The sequence below is a fragment of the Rhizobium sp. 007 genome (assembly GCF_015353075.1).
Lineage (GTDB): Bacteria > Pseudomonadota > Alphaproteobacteria > Rhizobiales > Rhizobiaceae > Rhizobium.
The window spans coordinates 2,245,820-2,263,736 of the sequence record NZ_CP064187.1 but is presented as its reverse complement, the minus strand read 5'-3'; the positions used below and the strand labels follow the sequence as shown (position 1 = coordinate 2,263,736).

Here is a 17,917-nt window from a genome sequence, read left to right as displayed (position 1 = left end):
GCGGCCAATGGTTCGCCTTTGGCTACTTTCGAGCTGGTCTGTCGTGCCGCCACGTCATTTCCTTTCTCGTTCTGCGGGCCCCGGGAAACGCAAAGATATGTCAGCTTTGTTGACACAATTTTACGCCGCTGTTAGCTTCCCCGGACTTTGCGGAGGCGGGACGTTCGTTCGAAACCGGCCCGTCTTTCCTCCCCATACAACGCATATTTTTCCCCACTGCGTAGTGGATAAAACGTAATATGGGCAACAATCAACAGGCATGGCGTGCGGGCGCCGGAGGATAAGAGAATGGCTTCAGTTCCCTTCGACCAGCTGGATGGCGAAATCTGGTTCAACGGCGAATTCGTGCCGTGGAAGGACGCGAAGGTTCATATGCTGACGCATGGTCTGCATTATGCCAGCGCGGTCTTCGAAGGCGAGCGCGCCTATGGCGGCCGCGTTTTCAAGCTGACGGAGCATAATCAGCGTCTTCACAACTCCGCTGAAATCCTTGGATTCAAGGTGCCTTACTCGGTCGAGGAACTCGATGCGGCAACTATCGAACTGCTGAAGCGCCAAGGTTTTTCCGAGGCCTATGTGCGCCCGATCGCCTGGCGCGGTAGCGAAATGATGGGGATTTCGGCGCAGTCGAACCGCATCAATGTCGCGATCGCCATCTGGCAGTGGGGCAGCTACTTCAATCCCGCCGAAAAGCTTAAGGGCATCCGCCTCGATATCGCCGAATATCGCCGCCCCGACCCGAAGACGGCGCCGTCTTCGTCGAAGGCCGCCGGCCTCTACATGATCTGCACCATCTCCAAGCATGCCGCGGAGGCCAAGGGCTATGCAGATGCGATGATGCTCGATTACCGCGGCCAGGTCGCCGAAGCGACGGGCGCCAACATCTTCTTCGTCAAGGACGGCGTCATCCATACGCCGCTTCCCGACTGCTTCCTTAACGGCATTACGCGCCAGACGGTGATCGAACTCGCCAAGCGCCGCGGCTATCCGGTCGTCGAGCGGGCAATCCAGCCAGAAGAGCTTTCGGGCTTCAGCGAATGCTTCTTGACGGGCTCTGCTGCGGAAGTGACGCCGGTCTCCGAGATCGGACCTTATAAATTCACGCCGGCAACGATCTCCGAGACGCTGATGAACGACTACATGAAGGAAGTTTATCCGGCGGCGTCTATCGCGGCCGAGTAAGGTCTCCATCGTACAAAGCCCGGTCGCGCCTTCCGCGCACCGGACTTTGGTTTTGCCGCGCCCGCGCCATCATTATTCCGACCACGGTCGAGGATGCCATCGTGCACCGGCAATCAGTTGCGTGATGAATGGAAGCGCTCTTCCATGATTTCCTCCCGGGGCAATCAGATCACCGCGCCGAAAGCAACCCATGCGCGCGGTTCGGTGCGGCAGAAAGCTGCGGGAAACTCTAACGGAATGAGGCGGTCCAACGACCGCCTCACACCGCACGCCTATTGATAGACATAGACGATGCGGCGGGTGCCGGGATCGACCAGCACGGGCCGGTCATTGATGCGCACATAGCGGTATTGGTAGTCGGGAATCTCCTGGAAGGTCACGGTATCCGGAACCTCGGCACCCACGACGACATCGCCGCCCAACTGAACCGTCTGCGTCGGCGTGGTTTCGATATAGGTGCGGACCGTCTCCGGTGGCGTTATCGCTTCCACGGAGCCGACAGGGCCAAGCAGTTCATCGCCGGGCGCGGGCTGCGGATCGGCGGGCACGACGGTTGCGGTCGACTCATAAGTCACAGACGGGACGCCAAGAACGGCCTCGTTCTCTTCGACGATCATCGCGTTGCCTTGGTGCTCGACCTGCAGGTATTCAGCATAGACCCAGCCGCGCATGCCGTTAACATCGACGCGGCACCAACGGCTGCCCTGGATGCAGCCATCCAAGATGGCCGCAGAGCCGCGCGTTGCGACGCCGACCGAGGGATATTGCGGGCCAGGCCCGGACCGCACGTTGAGGTCGTTGATGGCCGTCGCGCTCATTTCCGCATGGGCAAAGCCAGCGCTCGCGGCGAGCACGGCACCTGCCAGGAAAAGATTTCTCGTGAAGGTCATTCTTTTTCTCCTTGCTTTAGCTGGAGTGAAACGCTTCGTTCACCATCTAGTTCCGCCGCTTGACCGCGCGGGCTGAAATCTGGATTCATCGGAAAATCGCAACGAATTGAAATTTAATGATAAAGCTGGGCAGCGCCCGGACATTTCAGAAGCGATGAACTGTTGTTACGATGCGTCTTGAAGGCGTGAGGCAAGGGCGATGCCCGCCAAAAAGCGGCTGGCTTTGATGACCTTTCCGGCTATATCGGAAGCAGGCAGAGACAAGCGAGGCATATCATGGGCATGCTCCAGGCCGGCATCATTCCGGTGACACCCTTCCAGCAGAACTGCACGGTTCTCTTCGATCCGGACACGAAGGAGGGCGTAGTCGTCGATCCGGGCGGCGATGTGCCGGTCATTCTCAAAGCGCTTAAGGAGAACGGCCTGACCATCAAGCAGATCTGGCTGACGCACGGGCATCTCGACCACGCGGGTGGCGCGAAAGAACTGAAGGAAACGCTCGGCGTTGAAATCGTCGGTCCGCACGAGGACGATCGGCCATTGCTGGAACGGATCGAGATGCAGGCGCAACAATACGGCATTACCGGTCTTCAAAACGTCGTGCCGGACCGCTGGCTGAAGGATGGCGACAGGATTTCCTTCGGTAGCCACGAGTTTGAAGTCTATCACACGCCCGGCCACGCGCCCGGCCATGTCATCTATTTCAATCGCGCCCAGAACTTCGCCCATCTCGGCGACGTGCTCTTCAACGGCTCGATCGGCCGAACCGATCTGCCGGGTGGCAATCACCAGCAGCTGCTGGGTTCGATCCGCGACAAGGTGCTGCCTCTCGGAGATGATGTCGGCTTCATCTGCGGGCATGGCCCTGGCAGCCGCATCGGCGACGAGCGACGCGGCAACCCGTTCCTCAGGGGTATCTGATCTCGACAGACGACCAAAACAAAAGCGCCGCCCGATAAGCGGCGCTTTGCGTTTAAAATGGTCCGCGGATCAGCCTGCGGTGCAGAAGTGCTCGCGGCCGTCGTTGCCGACGAAGGTGCCGCTTCTCGGATCGAAGCTGCGGTAGCGGTAAGAGCAGTAGCGCTCCCACTGCGGCGTCCAGGGCTCGATATCAGCGCGGACAGGGGCGTAGTAACGCGGCGGTGCGCGGTAAACCGGCACGGCTTCATATTCCGGCTCATAGGGCGGATCGATATAGCGCGGCTCTTCATAATAGCGCGGCTGATTGGCGATGGCCGAGCCGACGATCAGGCCGGTTGCGAGACCGACGGCGCCGCCGACAAGCGCTGCGTCGCCATTGTGATGGCGGTGCCAGCGGTCACGGGCGGATGCTTCGCCGATTACAGAAAGGGTGAGGGCTGCGGCAGTAGCGGTCAGAAGAAATGTCTTGGCGAGCCTGTTCATGATCATATCCTGTTCTTGGAACCCCGTGAGCGGTTCCTGCACCGTGATGATGACAACATAGTGGCGGTATCTGAACGGACGCTGAACGACAAAACCCGGCATAGCTGCCGGGCCTCAACTCGAATTCGACGGCCTTGTGGAGGCCTCAGCCCGCAATCTGCAGATTGACGGCCTTGGGGCCCTTGCCGCGACGATCCGGCTCCGTGTCGAAGCTGACCTTCTGATTTTCCGTCAGGCCGGCAAGCCCGGAAGCCTGAACGGCAGAAATGTGAACAAAGATGTCGGCGCCACCCTTATCCGGCTTGATGAATCCGAAGCCTTTGTCGGTATTGAAGAATTTTACAGTGCCAGTCTCGGCCATGCGTCAGGTCCTTTTCTCTCTGCCCGCCATCCACACGGGCAGCATCAACTATGTCCCTTGCGGGGCGTTGGCAGGCAATTCTTGAAATTCGAGAAAAAGGTCCCCTCTACCTCGGCCTGTCTCATGACGGGATTATTCCCCATCTTGGCGAGACCGGCTGACCGGAATATTAGCGTTTCCGGCGCGCACATACTTAAGGACTTCCCATGCTCGCAAAATGCCCGAACGCCGTGAGATTGCTGCGATTAAGGGGAATTGGCAAGCAAAAGTTTTTTAACGTGTTATCGAAAGCACATTCAGGTCGGCTATCCTATTTGCGTCAAAACGCAAAATTTCGCTCGCAGTCCACGTATGATTAAGGTTTTGTATTGCTTGCAATATAAGTTGAGAGCAGTTTTTCCCAAAAATGCAATGATAGCGCGTCCTAAATTTTTTTCCAGAATTGCCGTCCAACCCGGAAAAAGCCATACCTCAGGCGGGCTGGCTGCGCCTCTTTCCGACTTCCGGTACCAATTCGACCACAAGCATAGCGATAAACATCAGCGCACAGCCTGCATAGCCGAGCGGCGGCATCGTCTCTCCAAGCAGCAGGGCGCCGAGTTGCCGAGCCGAAGAGCGCTTCGGGGGAGAGGAAGATGGCGGCTAGAATGACCGCCGGTTACTCCGGAACTCCGCATGCCAAAAAGCTCGGCCTGAGGGACGGGCAGGCGGCCTTGCTGATCGGCGTGCCGACACGTTCGGCGAGATCCGCGGCTTTGCCGGCTTCTCGCGCGTTGATGATGCGCTGCCCGAAGACGGCACATGTTTTGACTACATACATGTCTTCGAAGCCAAGCGAGTTGTCCTGGAAGGGATGGCGGGTCACCTTTTGAGGGCCTTGAAGCCTGACGGCATGCTTTGGATATCCTGGCCGAAGAAGGCAGCACGCCTGCCGACGACGATAACTGAGGATGTGCTGCGGGAAATCCTGCTTCCGACCGGTCTCGTGGACGTCAAGGTCTGTTCCGTCGATGCCGTCTGGTCCGGCCTGAAATTCGTGATCCGCAAGGAACTGCGCAGTGCCTATCCGTTCTGGCGGTCGGAGCGCGAGACACGCAGCAGTGCGCCATCGGCCTCGTCCGTGACTATCAAGAGCGCACCGTCCGGTGCAACGATAACATCCCGCAGGCGGCCGTAATCACCCTCGAAAATCTGCTCCCCTTCAACGAAGGTACCGTTTTTATCGCGCTGCATGCGGGAGAGCAGTTGAAATTTGAGCGCTGCGACAAGGAAGTCGCCGTCCCACTCCGGAAACATTTTGCCGCGATAGATCGCGAGCGCGCCTGGCGCGATCGACGGATCCCAATAATGCAGCGGCTGTTCCAGTCCTTTCTTGGCCGTGCCTTCGCCGATCTTTGAACCGGAGTAATTGCGTCCATAGCTGATGATCGGCCAGCCGTAGTTCTTGCCGGGTTCAATGACATTGATTTCGTCGCCGCCGCGCGCGCCGTGCTCGACGGTGTAGAGTTTGCCGTCGGCAATGTCGAAGGTGATGCCCTGCGGGTTGCGATGGCCTTTCGACCAAATTTCCGGCAGCGCCTTTCCGCTGTCCTTGAACGGGTTGTCCGCAGGGATGCTGCCATCGGCATTGATATGCACGATCGAGCCGGCATCATCCTTCCAGTCCTGCGAGCGATTGCGGTTGCCGCGGTCGCCGATGCTGATAAAGAGACTACCGTCGCCCGCGATGGCAATGCGCGATCCGTATTGGATACTGCCGCCGGTGAACTGCTTCATCGTGAAGATCGTCTTCACGTTCTCGAGTTTGCTGCCGTCGGTGGCAAGCGTGGCGCTGAAGGCTTCGGTTCCCGAGCCTCTTCGATTGGCGGTCGATGCCGTGAAATAGATCGTGCGGCTCGTCGCAAAATCCGGCGCAAGTGCCAAGTCCATCAAACCGCCCTGGCCACGGGCGCGGACGTCCGGCACGCCTCCGATCGGATCTGAAAGCGTGCCGTCCCTGACGATCCGCATCCGCCCAGGCCGTTCGGTCACCAGATAGGCGCCGTCAGGCAGCACTTCCACAGCCCAGGGATGCTCCAGCCCTTCCGCCAGGGTTTCGACGCTGACTGCGACCTTTTCGGTCTCGACCCTGTCTGCCGCCGCGGCAAAGCCGGGTGCGAAGACCGGCGCGCCGAAAAGCAGCGAAGCGGCGAATGTTCTGGCGATAGTCATGTGACGTTTCCCGTCGCTTTCATCCGCTTTCAACGTGGAGCGGAGGGCAGGGCGCTTCAACCTTATTGCGGCGCGGATAACGGCTTTGTGTTTTGAGGTTGAATGGAGGCGGTCGGCGTCGTGTCCACCAGCTCGGGTCCCGCGAAGGCGCGCTGCAGCAGGATCTGCGCGACGGCAGCCTTTCCCTTGATGTAGAAGCCGTCGCTCATCAGCGCGATACCATAAAGGGCAAGCCCGGCAATGCCGAGCGCAATCAACCGCTCGACCGTCGAAAAGCGCGAGAAAAGGAAGCCTTTCTCACGCTGCTTCGGCCCATCATGGGCTGCGGCTGCCGCGGTCGCCATGGCCAGTTCGAGGTAGGAGGGAAGCGGTTCGAACCCGTACGCATCCTGATGCCGGTTTCCGTTGCGGGGACTTGACATCATTACCGGGTCCTCGTGGTTAATAGGCGCTTGATACGGCGGCGCCATACTGCAAGTGCGCCCGCAGCGGTCAGGGCGAAAAGCAGCATGGTCAGCCCGCGCATGATCTGCCCGTCGGCGTGCGTCGTCCGCGGCGGCTTCGCCGAAGCCGCAGGCCGAGCGATCGCTTCGGTTGCTGCCGGCACCGGCGCGGCGACGGAGCCGGTTGTTTGCTCGGTCTTCGGCAACTGCGGCATCCCTTCGGCGCGAGCTGTCGAAATGACCCCGAATGCCATCATCGTCGAAGCGGCGACAACGCCTGCTGCAATCAAAAAAGAAAGCGAAACCCGGCGGGCGCGAAGCCGCGCTGCGGCTCGCTCGTCCTCCAGAAACATTGGCATACCCTCAACAACCAATTACGGAGCGCTAAAGATGAGGCTTAGATCCCGGCAGGCTCGCGACCGAATTGCGGCATGCCGTGTCATTTGTTGCGGCATAATCATGGCGAAGGCCGAATCCGGCGAAGTTTTTGATTCCAGGGATGAAATCCGCATCTCTTCAGAGAATGATTCAAGTTCTTCGCAAAGTGATTCATACTTCGGCCGCCGCGCCCGGCAATTGATCAATAAGAATCATTGGCACCATCACGCCTTTGCGCTTGAAATGCCGCCGCACATTGGACATAGAGCTAACCGCAGAACTCCGGTCCCGGCCTTCTGCCCGTTTCAACCGTATAGGACCGATATCATGGCCTTTCTTGCCGATGCTCTTTCCCGTGTGAAGCCTTCAGCCACCATCGCCGTCTCCCAGAAAGCGCGTGAGCTGAAAGCAAAGGGGCGCGATGTGATCGGCCTCGGCGCCGGCGAGCCGGACTTCGATACGCCGGACAATATCAAGAAGGCCGCCATCGACGCGATCAATCGCGGCGAGACGAAGTACACGCCGGTTTCCGGCATCCCGGAACTACGCAAGGCGATCGCCGCGAAGTTCAAGCGCGAGAACGGCCTGGAATATTCCTGGGAGCAGACGATCGTCGGCACCGGCGGCAAGCAGATCCTGTTCAACGCCTTCATGGCGACGCTGAATCCGGGCGATGAAGTCGTCATTCCGGCTCCCTACTGGGTGTCCTACCCGGAGATGGTGGCGCTTTGCGGCGGCACACCTGCAATCGTCCCGACCACGCAGGAAAACAACTTCAAGCTCCAGGCAGCCGATCTCGACAAGGCGATCACGCCGAAGACCAAGTGGTTCGTCTTCAACTCGCCGTCGAACCCGTCAGGCGCCGCCTATACGCATGCCGAACTCAAGGCTCTGACCGACGTGCTGCTCAAGCATCCGCATGTCTGGGTGCTGACCGACGACATGTACGAGCACCTGACCTATGGCGACTTCAAGTTCGTCACGCCGGTCGAAGTCGAGCCGAAGCTCTACGATCGCACGCTGACGATGAACGGGGTCTCCAAGGCCTATGCGATGACCGGCTGGCGCATCGGCTACGCGGCCGGCCCGCTTGAGCTCATCAAGGCGATGGACATGGTCCAGGGGCAGCAGACCTCGGGTGCGACGTCGATTGCCCAGTGGGCCGCCGTCGAGGCGCTGAACGGGACGCAGGATTTCATCCCGGCGAACAAGAAGATCTTCGAAGGCCGCCGCGATCTGGTGGTTTCTATGCTGAACCAGGCCAAAGGCATCACCTGCCCGTCACCGGAGGGTGCCTTCTACGTCTACCCGTCCTGCGCCGGCCTTATCGGCAAAACCGCGCCTTCGGGCAAGGCCATCGAGACCGACGAAGATTTCGTTTCTGAGCTGCTCGAAAGTGAAGGCGTCGCCGTCGTGCACGGCTCGGCCTTCGGCCTCGGCCCGAACTTCCGCATTTCCTATGCGACCTCGGAAGCTCTGCTCGAGGAAGCCTGCAAGCGCATCCAGCGCTTCTGCGCCGCCTGCAAGTAAGGCAGTTGGCAGAATTGAAGAAAGGCCCGTCAGCGATGGCGGGCCTTTCCCTTTTCATTCGATCGTTGACGGTGTGGCTGCGCGTGCATTTGACGGATGCAAACCTCGATCCGCAATCCCGAGAACGGCCAGACTGAGCTTGCCCGTGAGGTCGAGGAAGGGAACACGATTGTCGTAACGCGAAACGACCGTCCGGTCTTCGATCTCGTCCCGCATAAGACGCGCGGCGGTGAGCCTTGATCCGGCCGAAGCCTACAAGGGGGATGACGAGGGCGGAGATGTTCATCCGACGACTTCGATGATCCCCTGCCAGAGGCGATCCCTTCGACCGCCTTCTGCTCGCCCAATGGCAAGTCGAAGGACTGCAGCTTGTGACGATCGACTGCGCTCTGGCAGGTTATCCGCCGGCCCTGAAATTCTGATTCGGTTCTTCGACAGCCGATGATCTTCCCCATCAGGCAGTGCGACTGCGGGGCGAATTTGCAGTCTTGTGCATTTAATGGAATACTGCCGATATTGGTCAGCCGGAAGCAATCGCGGCGTGCCTCGTAATTCTCGCCTTGCCGCGCGCGATGGAACCGGATGCAGTCCGGCGACCTTCGGCTGATTGCCGACAGATCGGGTAACGAGAAAAGAGGAGAGGTGCATGATCAAGGTGGTTTACGAGGTCGTTCCCCATGACGGCGGCTGGGCCTACCGGCTGGGAGAAGTCTATTCCGAAGCATTCCCGTCGCATGCCGAAGCGCTGGAGGCAGCCCGCATCGTCGCGGCCGAACAGCAGGTCGGCGGCGATTCCGCCGAGATCAGCTGGCAGGACGAGAAAGGCAAATGGCATGAGGAATATGCCGAAGGCGGCGACCGGCCGGAGACGGAAGTCGTCGATACCAAATGGAAGGGTGGCGGTTCCGCCGATGTCTCTCCGCGTGCCTGAGCCGAGCGCCCGTTCGACGACCATGTTGATGAAGCCGCTTTTCCGCGGCATTCAAGCGCAGGCTCTTGCGCGTGGCACGATCTGCCGCATGAAGAAACCATCCTCTGACCTTTATTGAAGGAAGCCGCTAGGCTTGCCGCAACTCCGCCAGAGCGATGCGCGCGACGGCAAGCGGGCTCTCTGCCGACGTATTCATATTGTCGCCGAGGAACCAAGCCGCCGACAGGCCGGAATAGGCAGCAATCCATTGCAGCAGGCGTCTGGGCTCCATGCCGGTTTCGGCACAAACGATCCGGAGCTGGCGCTGGAGGCGCCCCGGCACGCTGATGGCCGGAAGGTCTTCATTGGCGAAAGTATTGGCATAGTCGAAGCCGCGTTCGCCGATCAGGCCCTTCGGGTCGATCGCAAGCCACCCGTCTTCTTCGAAATCGAGAATGTTGCTGTGGTGAATGTCGCCGTGCAGCACGACCGGATCGCGCGGATCGCAAAGCAGCGCCTCGGCGATAGCACCGCATTCGGGAAGAATGCCGCCATAAGCTCTCGCTGCAGGCGCCAGTTCCCGGAACCAGCGGCGCAGCGGAATGAGGCCGGGCAGGGGCTTTTGCCGCGGTGCGTGCAGTCTTTCGACGGTGCGGCAGATGATCCGGCTTGCCTCATCGTCTTCGCCATCCATCGCCATCTTCAGCAGCGAGCGACCGCCCGTCGCCCGTTCGAGCAGAACAGCTTCGTCATCATGAGCATAGACCTTGGCGGCACCGGCGCCGTCCCACCAGTGCATCAACGCACCGCCGGCCCTTTCGGCCTCGTCACGAGACTTCTTGAGCATTGCCGGTTTGCCGTTCCAAAGGACGGGCAGGAGGTGACTGGAATGGGTGATGATCGGTTCGCCGTCGGGCGCCAGCGACCAGCGGTCGAGATGGGATTCGAACATGGCCGCATTCTAACGGCAGGAGTTGAAAAAGAAATCCCGCGCAAGGCGGGATTTCGTCCGGCACGTCTGAAGGTCAGGCGACCTTTTCGAGCAGTGGATAGTCGATGTAGCCCTTTGCCCCGCCGCCATAGAAGGTGGCCTGGTCCGGCGTGTTCAGCGGCAAGTTCTTCTGCAGGCGTTCGACCAGATCCGGATTGGCGATGAAGGGCTTGCCGAAGGCGACCAGGTCGGCGCGGCCGCTTTCGACGGCATCGATTGCCATCTGACGGTCGTAGCCGTTGTTGACCATCCAGTTTGCATGCCCGCCCGCCTTTTCATAAGCCTGGCGCAGATCCTTGTAGTCGAAGGGTGGATTTGTCCCTTGCGTGTAGTCGCGCTCGCCGCCCGTCTGGCCCTCGACAACGTGGACATAGGCGAGGTCATATCTGGCGAGGCCTTCGACGACATAGGTGAAAAGCGCCTGCGGATCCGAATCATAGCTTTCGCCCGAGGGTGTGACCGGCGAAATACGGATCGCCGTGCGGCCGGCACCGATTTCCCGGGTCACGGCATCGACCACCTCGAAGGTGAAGCGAGCGCGGTTTTCGATCGAGCCGCCATACTGGTCGGTGCGGTCGTTGATACCATCGCGCAGGAATTGGTCGAGCAGGTAGCCGTTTGCGCCGTGGATTTCGACGCCGTCGAAGCCTGCGTCGATCGCAGCGCGCGCTGCCTTGCGATAATCCTCGATGATGCCGGGAATTTCAGACGTCTCGAGCGCACGCGGCTCGGAGGTCTCCGCGAAGCTGCCGGTGCCATCGGCGTTGACCAGATAGGTCTTCGCCGTCGCGACTTTATTGGTTGAGGAGACAGGTTTGCCGCCGTTCGGCTGCAGCGTGGTGTGCGATATGCGACCGACATGCCACATCTGCACGACGATTTTGCCGCCGCCTGCATGCACGGCATCCGTCACGCGCTTCCAGCCATCGAGGGCTTCCTTCTTGTAGAGGCCGGGAACGTCGGCGTAACCTTGGCCCTGGTGTGTGATGGCCGTTGCCTCGGTGATGATGAGACCGGCTGTGGCACGCTGGCGATAATATTCGACGTTCAGATCGTTCGGGATCGCGCCGGGCGAGCGGTTGCGGGTCAGCGGTGCCATGACGATGCGATTCCTGACGGCAATGTCGCCAATCTGCGCGGGTTCGAGAAGCTTGTTCATGGAAGTCCTTTCCTGTTCTGGCGGGAGGATCACTCCGCCATGGCGGGGCAACTCGACCCGGCGGAGAGATAGGCAAGTGCGGTGGCGACGAGGCCGATCAGGCTGTCACAGATCCTGGCTTAGTTGCTTGAGGAAGGCAGCGATCGTTTCTTCGTTGCGCTTGTAGAAAACCCATTGGCCGACGCGCCTGGTCGTGACGAGGCCGGCGCGGCTCAATGTTGCGAGATGAGCGGATACGGTCGATTGCGAAAGGCCGCAGCGCTCGAACTGGCTGGCACAGACACCCATTTCCAAAGGGTGCTCCTGGGAGGAGAAGTGCTCCTTCGGATCTTTCAGCCAATTGAGGATTTCCACCCGCATCGGATGGGAAAGCGCTTTCAGGACTTCATCTCTATCCATCGTCTCGTGCCGAACTATAAAACGAATTCTTTCGATATATGGATCGTCGTTTTTCGATATGCAAATCACGAGCACGTGAGCTGTTCGGTTTTGATGAACGCCTAAATTTTAAGCAAAAAAAAGGGCCACCGAAAGCTCGGGGCCCTTAAGGTGTGAAGGTCAAAAAACCTCCAGAGGGGAACAGCTAATGCGGTGGCACTGGGAGAGAAGCCACCGAAGTGCATCAGCTATGTGCGATATGGTGCTTTCTTGGGCAGCTTTCAATGCATTATTATGCATGCCTGCCATGCGCTGCACAAATTATGTTGCGATGCAGCGATTCTGGGCAAAAAAAGAGGGCCGCCGAAAGTTCGGGGCCCTTTAAGGTGTGAAGGTCAAAAACCTCCAGAGGGGAACAGCTAATGCGGTGGAACTGGGAGGAAAAGCCACCGTGTGCATCAGCTGAGTGCGATATGGTGTTTAATTGAGCAAACGGCAACCCTCTTTTGTGCATGCCAGTCATGCGTTGGTTGCATGGTCTGCATTTTAGTGAACAAAAACGGGAATCAGAAGTTCCAGTTTCTCGCCTTGCTGACGATAAAATCGCGGAATGCCTTCAGCTTTGCGGCATTCTTGATTTCGTCCGGATAGCAGAAATAGGTGTCGAACGAGGGCACGTCGGCGTTGATCGCTAGCTGGATGAGGCCCGGATCGCGTCCGACGATGTAATCCGGCATGCAGGCGACGCCGATGCCAAGCAGGCAGGCGCGCTTGATCGAGGTCTGGCTGTTGATCTGCAGATGCGGAATCCGCTTGTTGTCCGAAGAGCGGCCGGCAATCTCCAGCCAGTTTACGTCCAGCAGATAGCTGGGGGCGGGCTCGCCGAAGGTGATGATGCGGTGATTGTCCAGATCCTCGACCGACTGAGGCTCGCCGTAGCGGTTAATATAGGAGGGAGCGGCATAGACGTGCATATGCACGGTGAAGAGCTTGCGCTGAATGAGATCGGACTGCTGCGGTTGGCGCAGGCGGATGGCGCAATCTGCGTGACGCATGTTCACGTCCAGTTCCTCGTTGTCGAGAATGAGCTGGATCTGGACGTCCGGATAGAGCTGCATGAACTCCTGGATCTTGTCCGTCAGCCAGCCCTGTCCGAGGCCGACGGTGGTGGTCACCCGCAGCTTGCCGCTGGGCGTTTCCGTCGTTTCCGTGAGCTGCATCTTCACCGTCTCGAGCTTCAGCAGCACATCATGGGCGGTGCGATAGAGCAGTTCGCCCTGTTCCGTCAGAATCAGGCCGCGGGCATGGCGGTGGAAGAGTTTGGTGCCGACGTCCTGCTCCAGCGCGCTCACCTGGCGGCTGATCGCGGATTGGGAGAGATGCAGCTTGTCGGCCGCATGCGTGAACGATCCGGCCTCGGCAGCCGCGTGAAAAATACGCAGCTTGTCCCAATCCAATGGCATCCCCCCACCCCTCATAGCCGATCTTACTCCGCGGCCACGGCGACGGGCATGTGGCCCGTGAGATAACGCTCGGCTTCGAGGGCGGCCATGCATCCCAGGCCGGCGGCGGTGACCGCCTGCCGGAAGGTATCGTCCGTCACGTCACCCGCAGCATAGATACCCTCTATGCTGGTTGCAGTCGAATCCGGAGCGGTCCAGAGATAGCCGTTGTCCTTGAGCTTGAGCTTGCCCTTGAAAAGTTCGGTTGCCGGCGCATGGCCGATCGCCACGAAGACGCCATCGACCGAAACGTCGCTGATGGCGCCGGTGCGGGTATCGCGCAAGCGCGCGCCGGTAACGGAAGGCGGCATCGGCGGTTTCGCCGGCGTGCCGGTGATTTCGGCGACTTCGGTGTTCCAGAGAACCGTCACATTCTCCTTCGAGAAGAGGCGCTCCTGCAGGATCTTTTCGGCGCGGAACGCATCGCGGCGATGCACGACCGTCACCGACTTCGCGATGTTGGAAAGATAAAGGGCTTCCTCGACGGCGCTGTTGCCGCCGCCAACGACGATGACGTCCTTGTTGCGATAGAAGAAGCCATCGCAGGTGGCGCAGGCTGAAATGCCAAAGCCCTGGAAATGCTGTTCGCTTTCGATGCCGAGCCATTTTGCCTTGGCGCCGGTCGCGATGATCAGTGTATCGGCGGTCCAGACCTGGCCGCTGTCGGTGCGGGCTACGAAGGGCCGCTGGTTCATCTCGACCTCGGTGACGATGTCGCTGACGATCTCTGCGCCGACATGCTTGGCCTGCTGCAGCATCTGGTCCATCAGCCACGGGCCCTGGATCGGATCGGCAAAGCCCGGATAGTTCTCGACGTCCGTCGTGATCATCAACTGCCCGCCTTGCTCCATCCCGGCGATCAGCACCGGCTTCAGCATTGCGCGTGCCGCATAGACTGCGGCCGTATAGCCCGCGGGACCGGAGCCGATGATGAGAACTTTAGTGTGTCGGGCAGTCATGGTCCGGATCCTTTGGTGGCAGGCATCCTGTCGAAGCCGTGCGAGATATCGTAATAAACGCTTTTGTATAGTCTAGGGATGAACCAAGCTACCTTTCAAGGGGACAGCATGGAATACGCACAAGTGCTTGCGTTATTATCATGGGCTATCCGCAGATGTTTTTGTTGGTTCGACCCCGACGCCCTCGTTTTCGCTGGCTGATGCTGTTATCGACCATTTCATCGACACCGCTACAACAGAGAGCCAGCAATGGGCAAGCGCCGATCACCATTTCCGTTGAAGGATCCGCGAGCGAGTACCAAGAGATATTGAAAACAGTGTCTGACGAAAGGCGGTATCGATTTTGTCTACGATGGATCTCTGACCTATTCTTCTCCCGGCCAATCAGTCGAGCGCGGCTCAACATCCCAGATTTGGGCATCGGATCAGATGAAGAAGCCTTAAGGATCGAGGTGCATATAGGGCCGCTTTCGCGCTATTGCCTCGCTAGAGGCTTGCTGTTGCCGAGGTCACTGCATCTCGGCAGCAACACGATTATAAAGCAAGGCGGTTCGGTAGACGCTTAACTAGGACGATGTATGGATTGGCGCGGGTGCTAAGATACTGTGTGGTTTGCACCTATCCAAGGCTTCATCACAGGCGTGCATGCCCTCGTCAAGGGCAAGTTCGAACCTCAACTGAATATACTTTGGCAGCGAAGCGCGGCGTTTGAAGTTGTCGCGGGCAATAATAGGAAGCGGCCTGCAAACGGCCGATCGAAAAGAAACAGGAAGCTCTACCATGGTGATGCGCGTCGAACTTGATGCAATAGATATGAAGATTCTGCGCGAGCTCCAGAATGATGGCCGGATGACGAATGTCGAACTTGCCGAGCGGGTCGGTATATCGGCGCCGCCGTGTCTCAGGCGGGTGCGTAAGCTGGAAGAATCCGGCTTCATCCGTGGCTATCGGGCGCTTTTGAATGCGCCGGCGCTCGGTTATGATCTGGTGGCCTTCTGTATGGTCGGCCTGAAACACCAGTCGGATGCCAATCTGAAGGCATTTGCGAAGCAGACAGCCAATTGGCCGCTCGTGCGAGAGGCCTGGATGGTGTCGGGCGAATCCGATTTTCTCTTGCAGTGCGTCGCTGAGAACCTCGCGGGCTTTCAGGATTTCGTGATCGAAGAGCTCACGGCCACGGAGAATGTGGATACCGTGCGGACGATGTTGACCATCCGACAGGTAAAGGATGTCTCTCTGGTAGATATTTAGACATACTGGCGCGCGGTATCTCCGATTGTCGAGAGAGGAACTGGGCTGGACGCGCGGCGTCGAGGTCACTTCCAATTTCACGAATACGGGAGCGCCTCGCGCCGGTCGATCGGGCCCGCGCTGAAGACACCGGAAGATGCACCTGTCGTCATGTCCATGGGTCGCTTTGTTCCGCGCAAGGAGTTCGCTTTGCTGACGCCTGCCATTGCCAAGCTGCCGGGCGTGGACGGCGAGGAGCGAAAGAATGTCGAGAAGGTTGCGGCCGATCTCGGCATTGTCGATCGTGTCCGCTTCCTTGGCTGGCAGAAGGATGCGCGGCTTTCGCGGCCGACGTCGACATCTTCGTGATGCCTGTCGAACCATGAGCTGCTCGGCAAGGCTATCCTCGAAGCTGGGCGCAGCACAGCCGGTGGTCTCGAGCCGATCGGAGGGGCCGAGCTGCGCGAACGGTCTCTTTGCCGAAATCGGCGATGTCGATGGTTTCGCGAAGGCGATCGAGCGGCTGATTCAATGATCCTGTCCTCGCCGCCAAGCTGGCGGCGGGCGGCAACGCGACGCTGATAAGCGGTTCTCGGAAGATGCGGTCGCCAGTGCCTATCTCGAACGTTTCAAGCGCAAGCCGTAATCGATAGAATTGACCGCTACTGCCGTAGAAGATCCTCATAGACGGCCTTCAACGCCCTCGCTTCGCCTTCCAGCGCAAAATTCGCCCGCACATGCGCGAGCGCAATCTCGCCACGGGCGAGCGTCCTTTGTGGATCGGCGAGATAGGGGGCGATTGCCTTCGTGAGAGCTTCGCCATCGCCGGCCGGAACGACGCTTCCGTTCGTCCCGTCCTCGATCATTTCGGCATAGGCTCCGGCGTCCGATGCCACAACCGCAGTCTTCGAGGCCATAGCTTCGAGAGGCGTCAGCCCGAAACCTTCATTTCGGGAAGGGGCAACATATAGGGTTAGGCGGCGATACCAGACCTTGATGTCTGGCACTTCGCCCAGAAAGACGATCCGATCGGCAAGGCCGGCGGCGGCGATATCGGCCTTCAGCTTGTCGGCGAAAGCTCCATGCTCTGCCGTTACCCGGCCGGAGATCACCGCCGTCCAATCCGGATGTTGCGGCAGCAGATCGATCATCGACCGAACGAAAAGGTCGGTGCCTTTCTGATGCCGGATGCGGCCGAAGCAGCCGACGAGATACCTGCCGGGCAGGCCGGTGGCCTCTATGGTGTCCTCGGCGGTCTGGGGTGGATGGAAAAGTTCCAGATCGACGCCGTGGCGGATCACAGTATGCGGCACCTGGAGGAAAGAACCGGATCGGGCATTGGTCGCGACGACCGCGTCCATCCGGCGGATAAGCCAGCGCGTGTAGGCGGTATGGCGGCGCTGGGCGGCCGACGTAAAAAGCAGCTTCAGCGGCATGCGCAACACGTGCCGCAGCACGATACCAGCGGCCATCTCGTTGTTGCGGCGTGCATGCCATACGCGCTGCCGGCGTCCGGCTGACGGACGCCATGCGCCAAGAAGCTGTCTCCACGTCAGCTTCGGTAGGTCTTTCGGTAAGCCGGGGCCGAGCGTCGCAATCTTGATGCCGAGTCTGACCTGGAGGGGGATCAGCTGAACGATCGTCGACGTGACGCCGGACAGGCGCTGTTTGAAGTTCGGTGCGATGATTTCGACGTCAGCAATATCGATCGCGGCCGGCTCGACCGTTTCCGCCACAGGCAATCAACCCCAGGAGATCGACAGGACTTCGTAGGCTTTCGAGCCGCCCGGTGCGATGACCTCGATGGAATCGCCGACTACCTTGCCGATCAGCGCGCGGGCGATCGGGGAGGAGATGGAAATGCGGCCGGCTTTTACGTCGGCTTCCTGATCGCCGACGATCTGGTAGGTCTTTTCTTCCTCGGTGTCCTCGTCGACGAGTTTGACCTTGGCGCCGAACTTGATCTTGTCGCCGGACATCTTCGCAAGGTCGATCACTTCGGCGCGCGCCGTCAGGTCTTCGAGCTCGCTGATGCGGCCCTCGTTGTGGCTCTGCGCTTCCTTGGCTGCGTGATATTCGGCGTTTTCGGAAAGATCGCCATGGGAACGGGCTTCGGCGATCGCTTCGATGATGCGCGGGCGCTCCTCCTGCTGACGCCAGCGCAGCTCTTCCTGCAGCTTGACGAAACCACCCTGTGTCATCGGAACCTTATCAACCATTTTCCTGTCCTTTGATCTTCGTGTCCTATAGTCAGGCAGCGACACAAAAGAAAACAGGTCCCGAAGGGGACTTCGGAACCGTGCAATAATCCTAATCGCCCGCTTATAGCAGATCGTTGCCGCCGATTTCCATAAAATTCGTAATGTGGCGCGCCCGGCTAACTGTCTCC

At 59.4% G+C, this 17,917-nt stretch carries 20 protein-coding genes and 3 pseudogenes; 9 read left to right on the top strand and 14 right to left on the bottom strand.

The features are described from left to right. Window positions 1–288: 288 nt before the first annotated feature. Window positions 289–1,182: a branched-chain amino acid aminotransferase gene (locus tag ISN39_RS11390; RefSeq protein ID WP_194727566.1), complete on the top strand. Its 894-nt coding sequence runs from the start codon at window positions 289–291 to the stop codon at window positions 1,180–1,182. A gap of 272 nt (window positions 1,183–1,454) precedes the next feature. Here ISN39_RS11390 and ISN39_RS11385 read toward each other — a convergent pair whose 3' ends face one another. Then, complete coding sequence (locus ISN39_RS11385) at window positions 1,455–2,072, bottom strand: DUF1236 domain-containing protein (RefSeq protein WP_074069026.1); 618 nt, start codon at window positions 2,070–2,072, stop codon at window positions 1,455–1,457. A 276-nt stretch (window positions 2,073–2,348) separates the two neighbouring features. On the opposite strand from ISN39_RS11385, the gene ISN39_RS11380 reads away from it, so the two are divergent. After that, window positions 2,349–2,993: an MBL fold metallo-hydrolase gene (locus ISN39_RS11380; protein ID WP_194727565.1), complete on the top strand. Its 645-nt coding sequence runs from the start codon at window positions 2,349–2,351 to the stop codon at window positions 2,991–2,993. Between the two features lie 69 nt (window positions 2,994–3,062). On the opposite strand, the gene ISN39_RS11375 is transcribed toward ISN39_RS11380, so the two are convergent. The 3 genes and pseudogenes from ISN39_RS11375 to ISN39_RS11365 form a co-directional block, all read right to left on the bottom strand. Beyond that, entirely contained in the window at window positions 3,063–3,476 is a 414-nt protein-coding gene (locus ISN39_RS11375) for a BA14K family protein (protein ID WP_039846847.1), read from the bottom strand. 145 nt (window positions 3,477–3,621) lie between these two features. Further along, window positions 3,622–3,837 (bottom strand): cold-shock protein, encoded by a 216-nt coding sequence (locus ISN39_RS11370; RefSeq protein WP_007534130.1) that lies wholly within the window; start codon window positions 3,835–3,837, stop codon window positions 3,622–3,624. 471 nt (window positions 3,838–4,308) lie between these two features. Then, window positions 4,309–4,480: pseudogene (locus ISN39_RS11365) on the bottom strand (EamA/RhaT family transporter); the annotation flags it as partial. On the opposite strand from ISN39_RS11365, the pseudogene ISN39_RS36280 reads away from it, so the two are divergent. Next, a pseudogene (locus ISN39_RS36280) lies at window positions 4,473–4,894 on the top strand (DUF3052 domain-containing protein); the annotation flags it as partial. The pseudogenes ISN39_RS11365 and ISN39_RS36280 overlap by 8 nt on opposite strands. 5 nt (window positions 4,895–4,899) lie before the next feature. On the opposite strand, the gene ISN39_RS11360 reads toward ISN39_RS36280, so the two are convergent. The 3 genes from ISN39_RS11360 to ISN39_RS11350 all read right to left on the bottom strand — a co-directional run bounded on the left by ISN39_RS11360 (window position 4,900) and on the right by ISN39_RS11350 (window position 6,844). Further along, on the bottom strand, window positions 4,900–6,048 hold the full coding sequence (locus ISN39_RS11360) for a PQQ-dependent sugar dehydrogenase (protein WP_194727564.1): 1,149 nt from the start codon (window positions 6,046–6,048) through the stop codon (window positions 4,900–4,902). A 62-nt stretch (window positions 6,049–6,110) separates the two neighbouring features. Beyond that, complete coding sequence (locus ISN39_RS11355) at window positions 6,111–6,473, bottom strand: hypothetical protein (protein ID WP_194727563.1); 363 nt, start codon at window positions 6,471–6,473, stop codon at window positions 6,111–6,113. Next, window positions 6,473–6,844, bottom strand: coding sequence for a hypothetical protein (locus ISN39_RS11350; RefSeq protein ID WP_194727562.1), 372 nt, complete (start codon window positions 6,842–6,844; stop codon window positions 6,473–6,475). Before ISN39_RS11350 ends, ISN39_RS11355 begins: the two co-directional genes overlap by 1 nt. Before the next feature lie 352 nt (window positions 6,845–7,196). Here ISN39_RS11350 and ISN39_RS11345 point away from each other — a divergent pair, with 352 nt between their 5' ends. From ISN39_RS11345 to ISN39_RS11335, 4 genes and pseudogenes are all read left to right on the top strand, one after another. Then, window positions 7,197–8,399 (top strand): pyridoxal phosphate-dependent aminotransferase, encoded by a 1,203-nt coding sequence (locus ISN39_RS11345; RefSeq protein ID WP_194727561.1) that lies wholly within the window; start codon window positions 7,197–7,199, stop codon window positions 8,397–8,399. Between the two features lie 96 nt (window positions 8,400–8,495). Beyond that, a complete protein-coding gene (locus ISN39_RS11340; protein WP_156886434.1) occupies window positions 8,496–8,639 on the top strand; it encodes a hypothetical protein in 144 nt (47 codons plus the stop codon). A gap of 77 nt (window positions 8,640–8,716) precedes the next feature. Next, window positions 8,717–8,821, top strand: a pseudogene (locus ISN39_RS36275) (PIN domain nuclease); the annotation flags it as partial. 224 nt (window positions 8,822–9,045) lie between these two features. Continuing rightward, complete coding sequence (locus ISN39_RS11335) at window positions 9,046–9,330, top strand: DUF2188 domain-containing protein (RefSeq protein WP_022714246.1); 285 nt, start codon at window positions 9,046–9,048, stop codon at window positions 9,328–9,330. Between the two features lie 127 nt (window positions 9,331–9,457). On the opposite strand, the gene ISN39_RS11330 is transcribed toward ISN39_RS11335, so the two are convergent. From ISN39_RS11330 to trxB, 5 genes are all read right to left on the bottom strand, one after another. Then, on the bottom strand, window positions 9,458–10,261 hold the full coding sequence (locus ISN39_RS11330) for an aminoglycoside phosphotransferase family protein (protein ID WP_074069017.1): 804 nt from the start codon (window positions 10,259–10,261) through the stop codon (window positions 9,458–9,460). A 73-nt stretch (window positions 10,262–10,334) separates the two neighbouring features. Next, window positions 10,335–11,459, bottom strand: coding sequence for an alkene reductase (locus tag ISN39_RS11325; RefSeq protein WP_194727560.1), 1,125 nt, complete (start codon window positions 11,457–11,459; stop codon window positions 10,335–10,337). A gap of 105 nt (window positions 11,460–11,564) precedes the next feature. Continuing rightward, the gene (locus tag ISN39_RS11320; protein WP_194727559.1) at window positions 11,565–11,858 is read right to left on the bottom strand and encodes a metalloregulator ArsR/SmtB family transcription factor; all 294 of its coding nucleotides are present in this window, start codon (window positions 11,856–11,858) and stop codon (window positions 11,565–11,567) included. 545 nt (window positions 11,859–12,403) lie between these two features. Then, window positions 12,404–13,300 (bottom strand): LysR family transcriptional regulator VtlR, encoded by an 897-nt coding sequence (locus ISN39_RS11315; RefSeq protein ID WP_039845452.1) that lies wholly within the window; start codon window positions 13,298–13,300, stop codon window positions 12,404–12,406. 23 nt (window positions 13,301–13,323) lie between these two features. Next, window positions 13,324–14,298, bottom strand: coding sequence for a thioredoxin-disulfide reductase (gene trxB, locus ISN39_RS11310; RefSeq protein WP_194727558.1), 975 nt, complete (start codon window positions 14,296–14,298; stop codon window positions 13,324–13,326). A 780-nt stretch (window positions 14,299–15,078) separates the two neighbouring features. Between trxB and ISN39_RS11305 the strand changes: the two genes are divergently transcribed. Both ISN39_RS11305 and ISN39_RS36270 read left to right on the top strand, forming a co-directional pair. After that, on the top strand, window positions 15,079–15,549 hold the full coding sequence (locus ISN39_RS11305; RefSeq protein ID WP_022714252.1) for an Lrp/AsnC family transcriptional regulator: 471 nt from the start codon (window positions 15,079–15,081) through the stop codon (window positions 15,547–15,549). Between the two features lie 150 nt (window positions 15,550–15,699). Next, window positions 15,700–15,897, top strand: a complete 198-nt coding sequence (locus tag ISN39_RS36270) for a hypothetical protein (protein WP_237361691.1) — start codon at window positions 15,700–15,702, stop codon at window positions 15,895–15,897. 293 nt (window positions 15,898–16,190) lie between these two features. Here the strand turns inward: ISN39_RS36270 and ISN39_RS11295 are convergent, their stop codons facing one another. Further along, window positions 16,191–17,231 (bottom strand): glycosyltransferase family 4 protein, encoded by a 1,041-nt coding sequence (locus tag ISN39_RS11295; RefSeq protein ID WP_194730162.1) that lies wholly within the window; start codon window positions 17,229–17,231, stop codon window positions 16,191–16,193. 39 nt (window positions 17,232–17,270) lie between these two features. Then, window positions 17,271–17,747 (bottom strand): transcription elongation factor GreA, encoded by a 477-nt coding sequence (gene greA / locus ISN39_RS11290; protein WP_194727557.1) that lies wholly within the window; start codon window positions 17,745–17,747, stop codon window positions 17,271–17,273. Between the last annotated feature and the right edge of the window lie 170 nt (window positions 17,748–17,917).

Coding starts and splice junctions, on each gene's coding strand:
- ISN39_RS11390 (WP_194727566.1), top strand. CDS start 289: ATGGCTTCAGTTCCCTTCGACCAGCTGGATGGCGAAATCTGGTTCAAC.
- ISN39_RS11385 (WP_074069026.1), bottom strand. CDS start 2,072: ATGACCTTCACGAGAAATCTTTTCCTGGCAGGTGCCGTGCTCGCCGCG.
- ISN39_RS11380 (WP_194727565.1), top strand. CDS start 2,349: ATGGGCATGCTCCAGGCCGGCATCATTCCGGTGACACCCTTCCAGCAG.
- ISN39_RS11375 (WP_039846847.1), bottom strand. CDS start 3,476: ATGAACAGGCTCGCCAAGACATTTCTTCTGACCGCTACTGCCGCAGCC.
- ISN39_RS11370 (WP_007534130.1), bottom strand. CDS start 3,837: ATGGCCGAGACTGGCACTGTAAAATTCTTCAATACCGACAAAGGCTTC.
- ISN39_RS11360 (WP_194727564.1), bottom strand. CDS start 6,048: ATGACTATCGCCAGAACATTCGCCGCTTCGCTGCTTTTCGGCGCGCCG.
- ISN39_RS11355 (WP_194727563.1), bottom strand. CDS start 6,473: ATGATGTCAAGTCCCCGCAACGGAAACCGGCATCAGGATGCGTACGGG.
- ISN39_RS11350 (WP_194727562.1), bottom strand. CDS start 6,844: ATGTTTCTGGAGGACGAGCGAGCCGCAGCGCGGCTTCGCGCCCGCCGG.
- ISN39_RS11345 (WP_194727561.1), top strand. CDS start 7,197: ATGGCCTTTCTTGCCGATGCTCTTTCCCGTGTGAAGCCTTCAGCCACC.
- ISN39_RS11340 (WP_156886434.1), top strand. CDS start 8,496: ATGCAAACCTCGATCCGCAATCCCGAGAACGGCCAGACTGAGCTTGCC.
- ISN39_RS11335 (WP_022714246.1), top strand. CDS start 9,046: ATGATCAAGGTGGTTTACGAGGTCGTTCCCCATGACGGCGGCTGGGCC.
- ISN39_RS11330 (WP_074069017.1), bottom strand. CDS start 10,261: ATGTTCGAATCCCATCTCGACCGCTGGTCGCTGGCGCCCGACGGCGAA.
- ISN39_RS11325 (WP_194727560.1), bottom strand. CDS start 11,459: ATGAACAAGCTTCTCGAACCCGCGCAGATTGGCGACATTGCCGTCAGG.
- ISN39_RS11320 (WP_194727559.1), bottom strand. CDS start 11,858: ATGGATAGAGATGAAGTCCTGAAAGCGCTTTCCCATCCGATGCGGGTG.
- ISN39_RS11315 (WP_039845452.1), bottom strand. CDS start 13,300: ATGCCATTGGATTGGGACAAGCTGCGTATTTTTCACGCGGCTGCCGAG.
- trxB (WP_194727558.1), bottom strand. CDS start 14,298: ATGACTGCCCGACACACTAAAGTTCTCATCATCGGCTCCGGTCCCGCG.
- ISN39_RS11305 (WP_022714252.1), top strand. CDS start 15,079: ATGGTGATGCGCGTCGAACTTGATGCAATAGATATGAAGATTCTGCGC.
- ISN39_RS36270 (WP_237361691.1), top strand. CDS start 15,700: ATGTCCATGGGTCGCTTTGTTCCGCGCAAGGAGTTCGCTTTGCTGACG.
- greA (WP_194727557.1), bottom strand. CDS start 17,747: ATGGTTGATAAGGTTCCGATGACACAGGGTGGTTTCGTCAAGCTGCAG.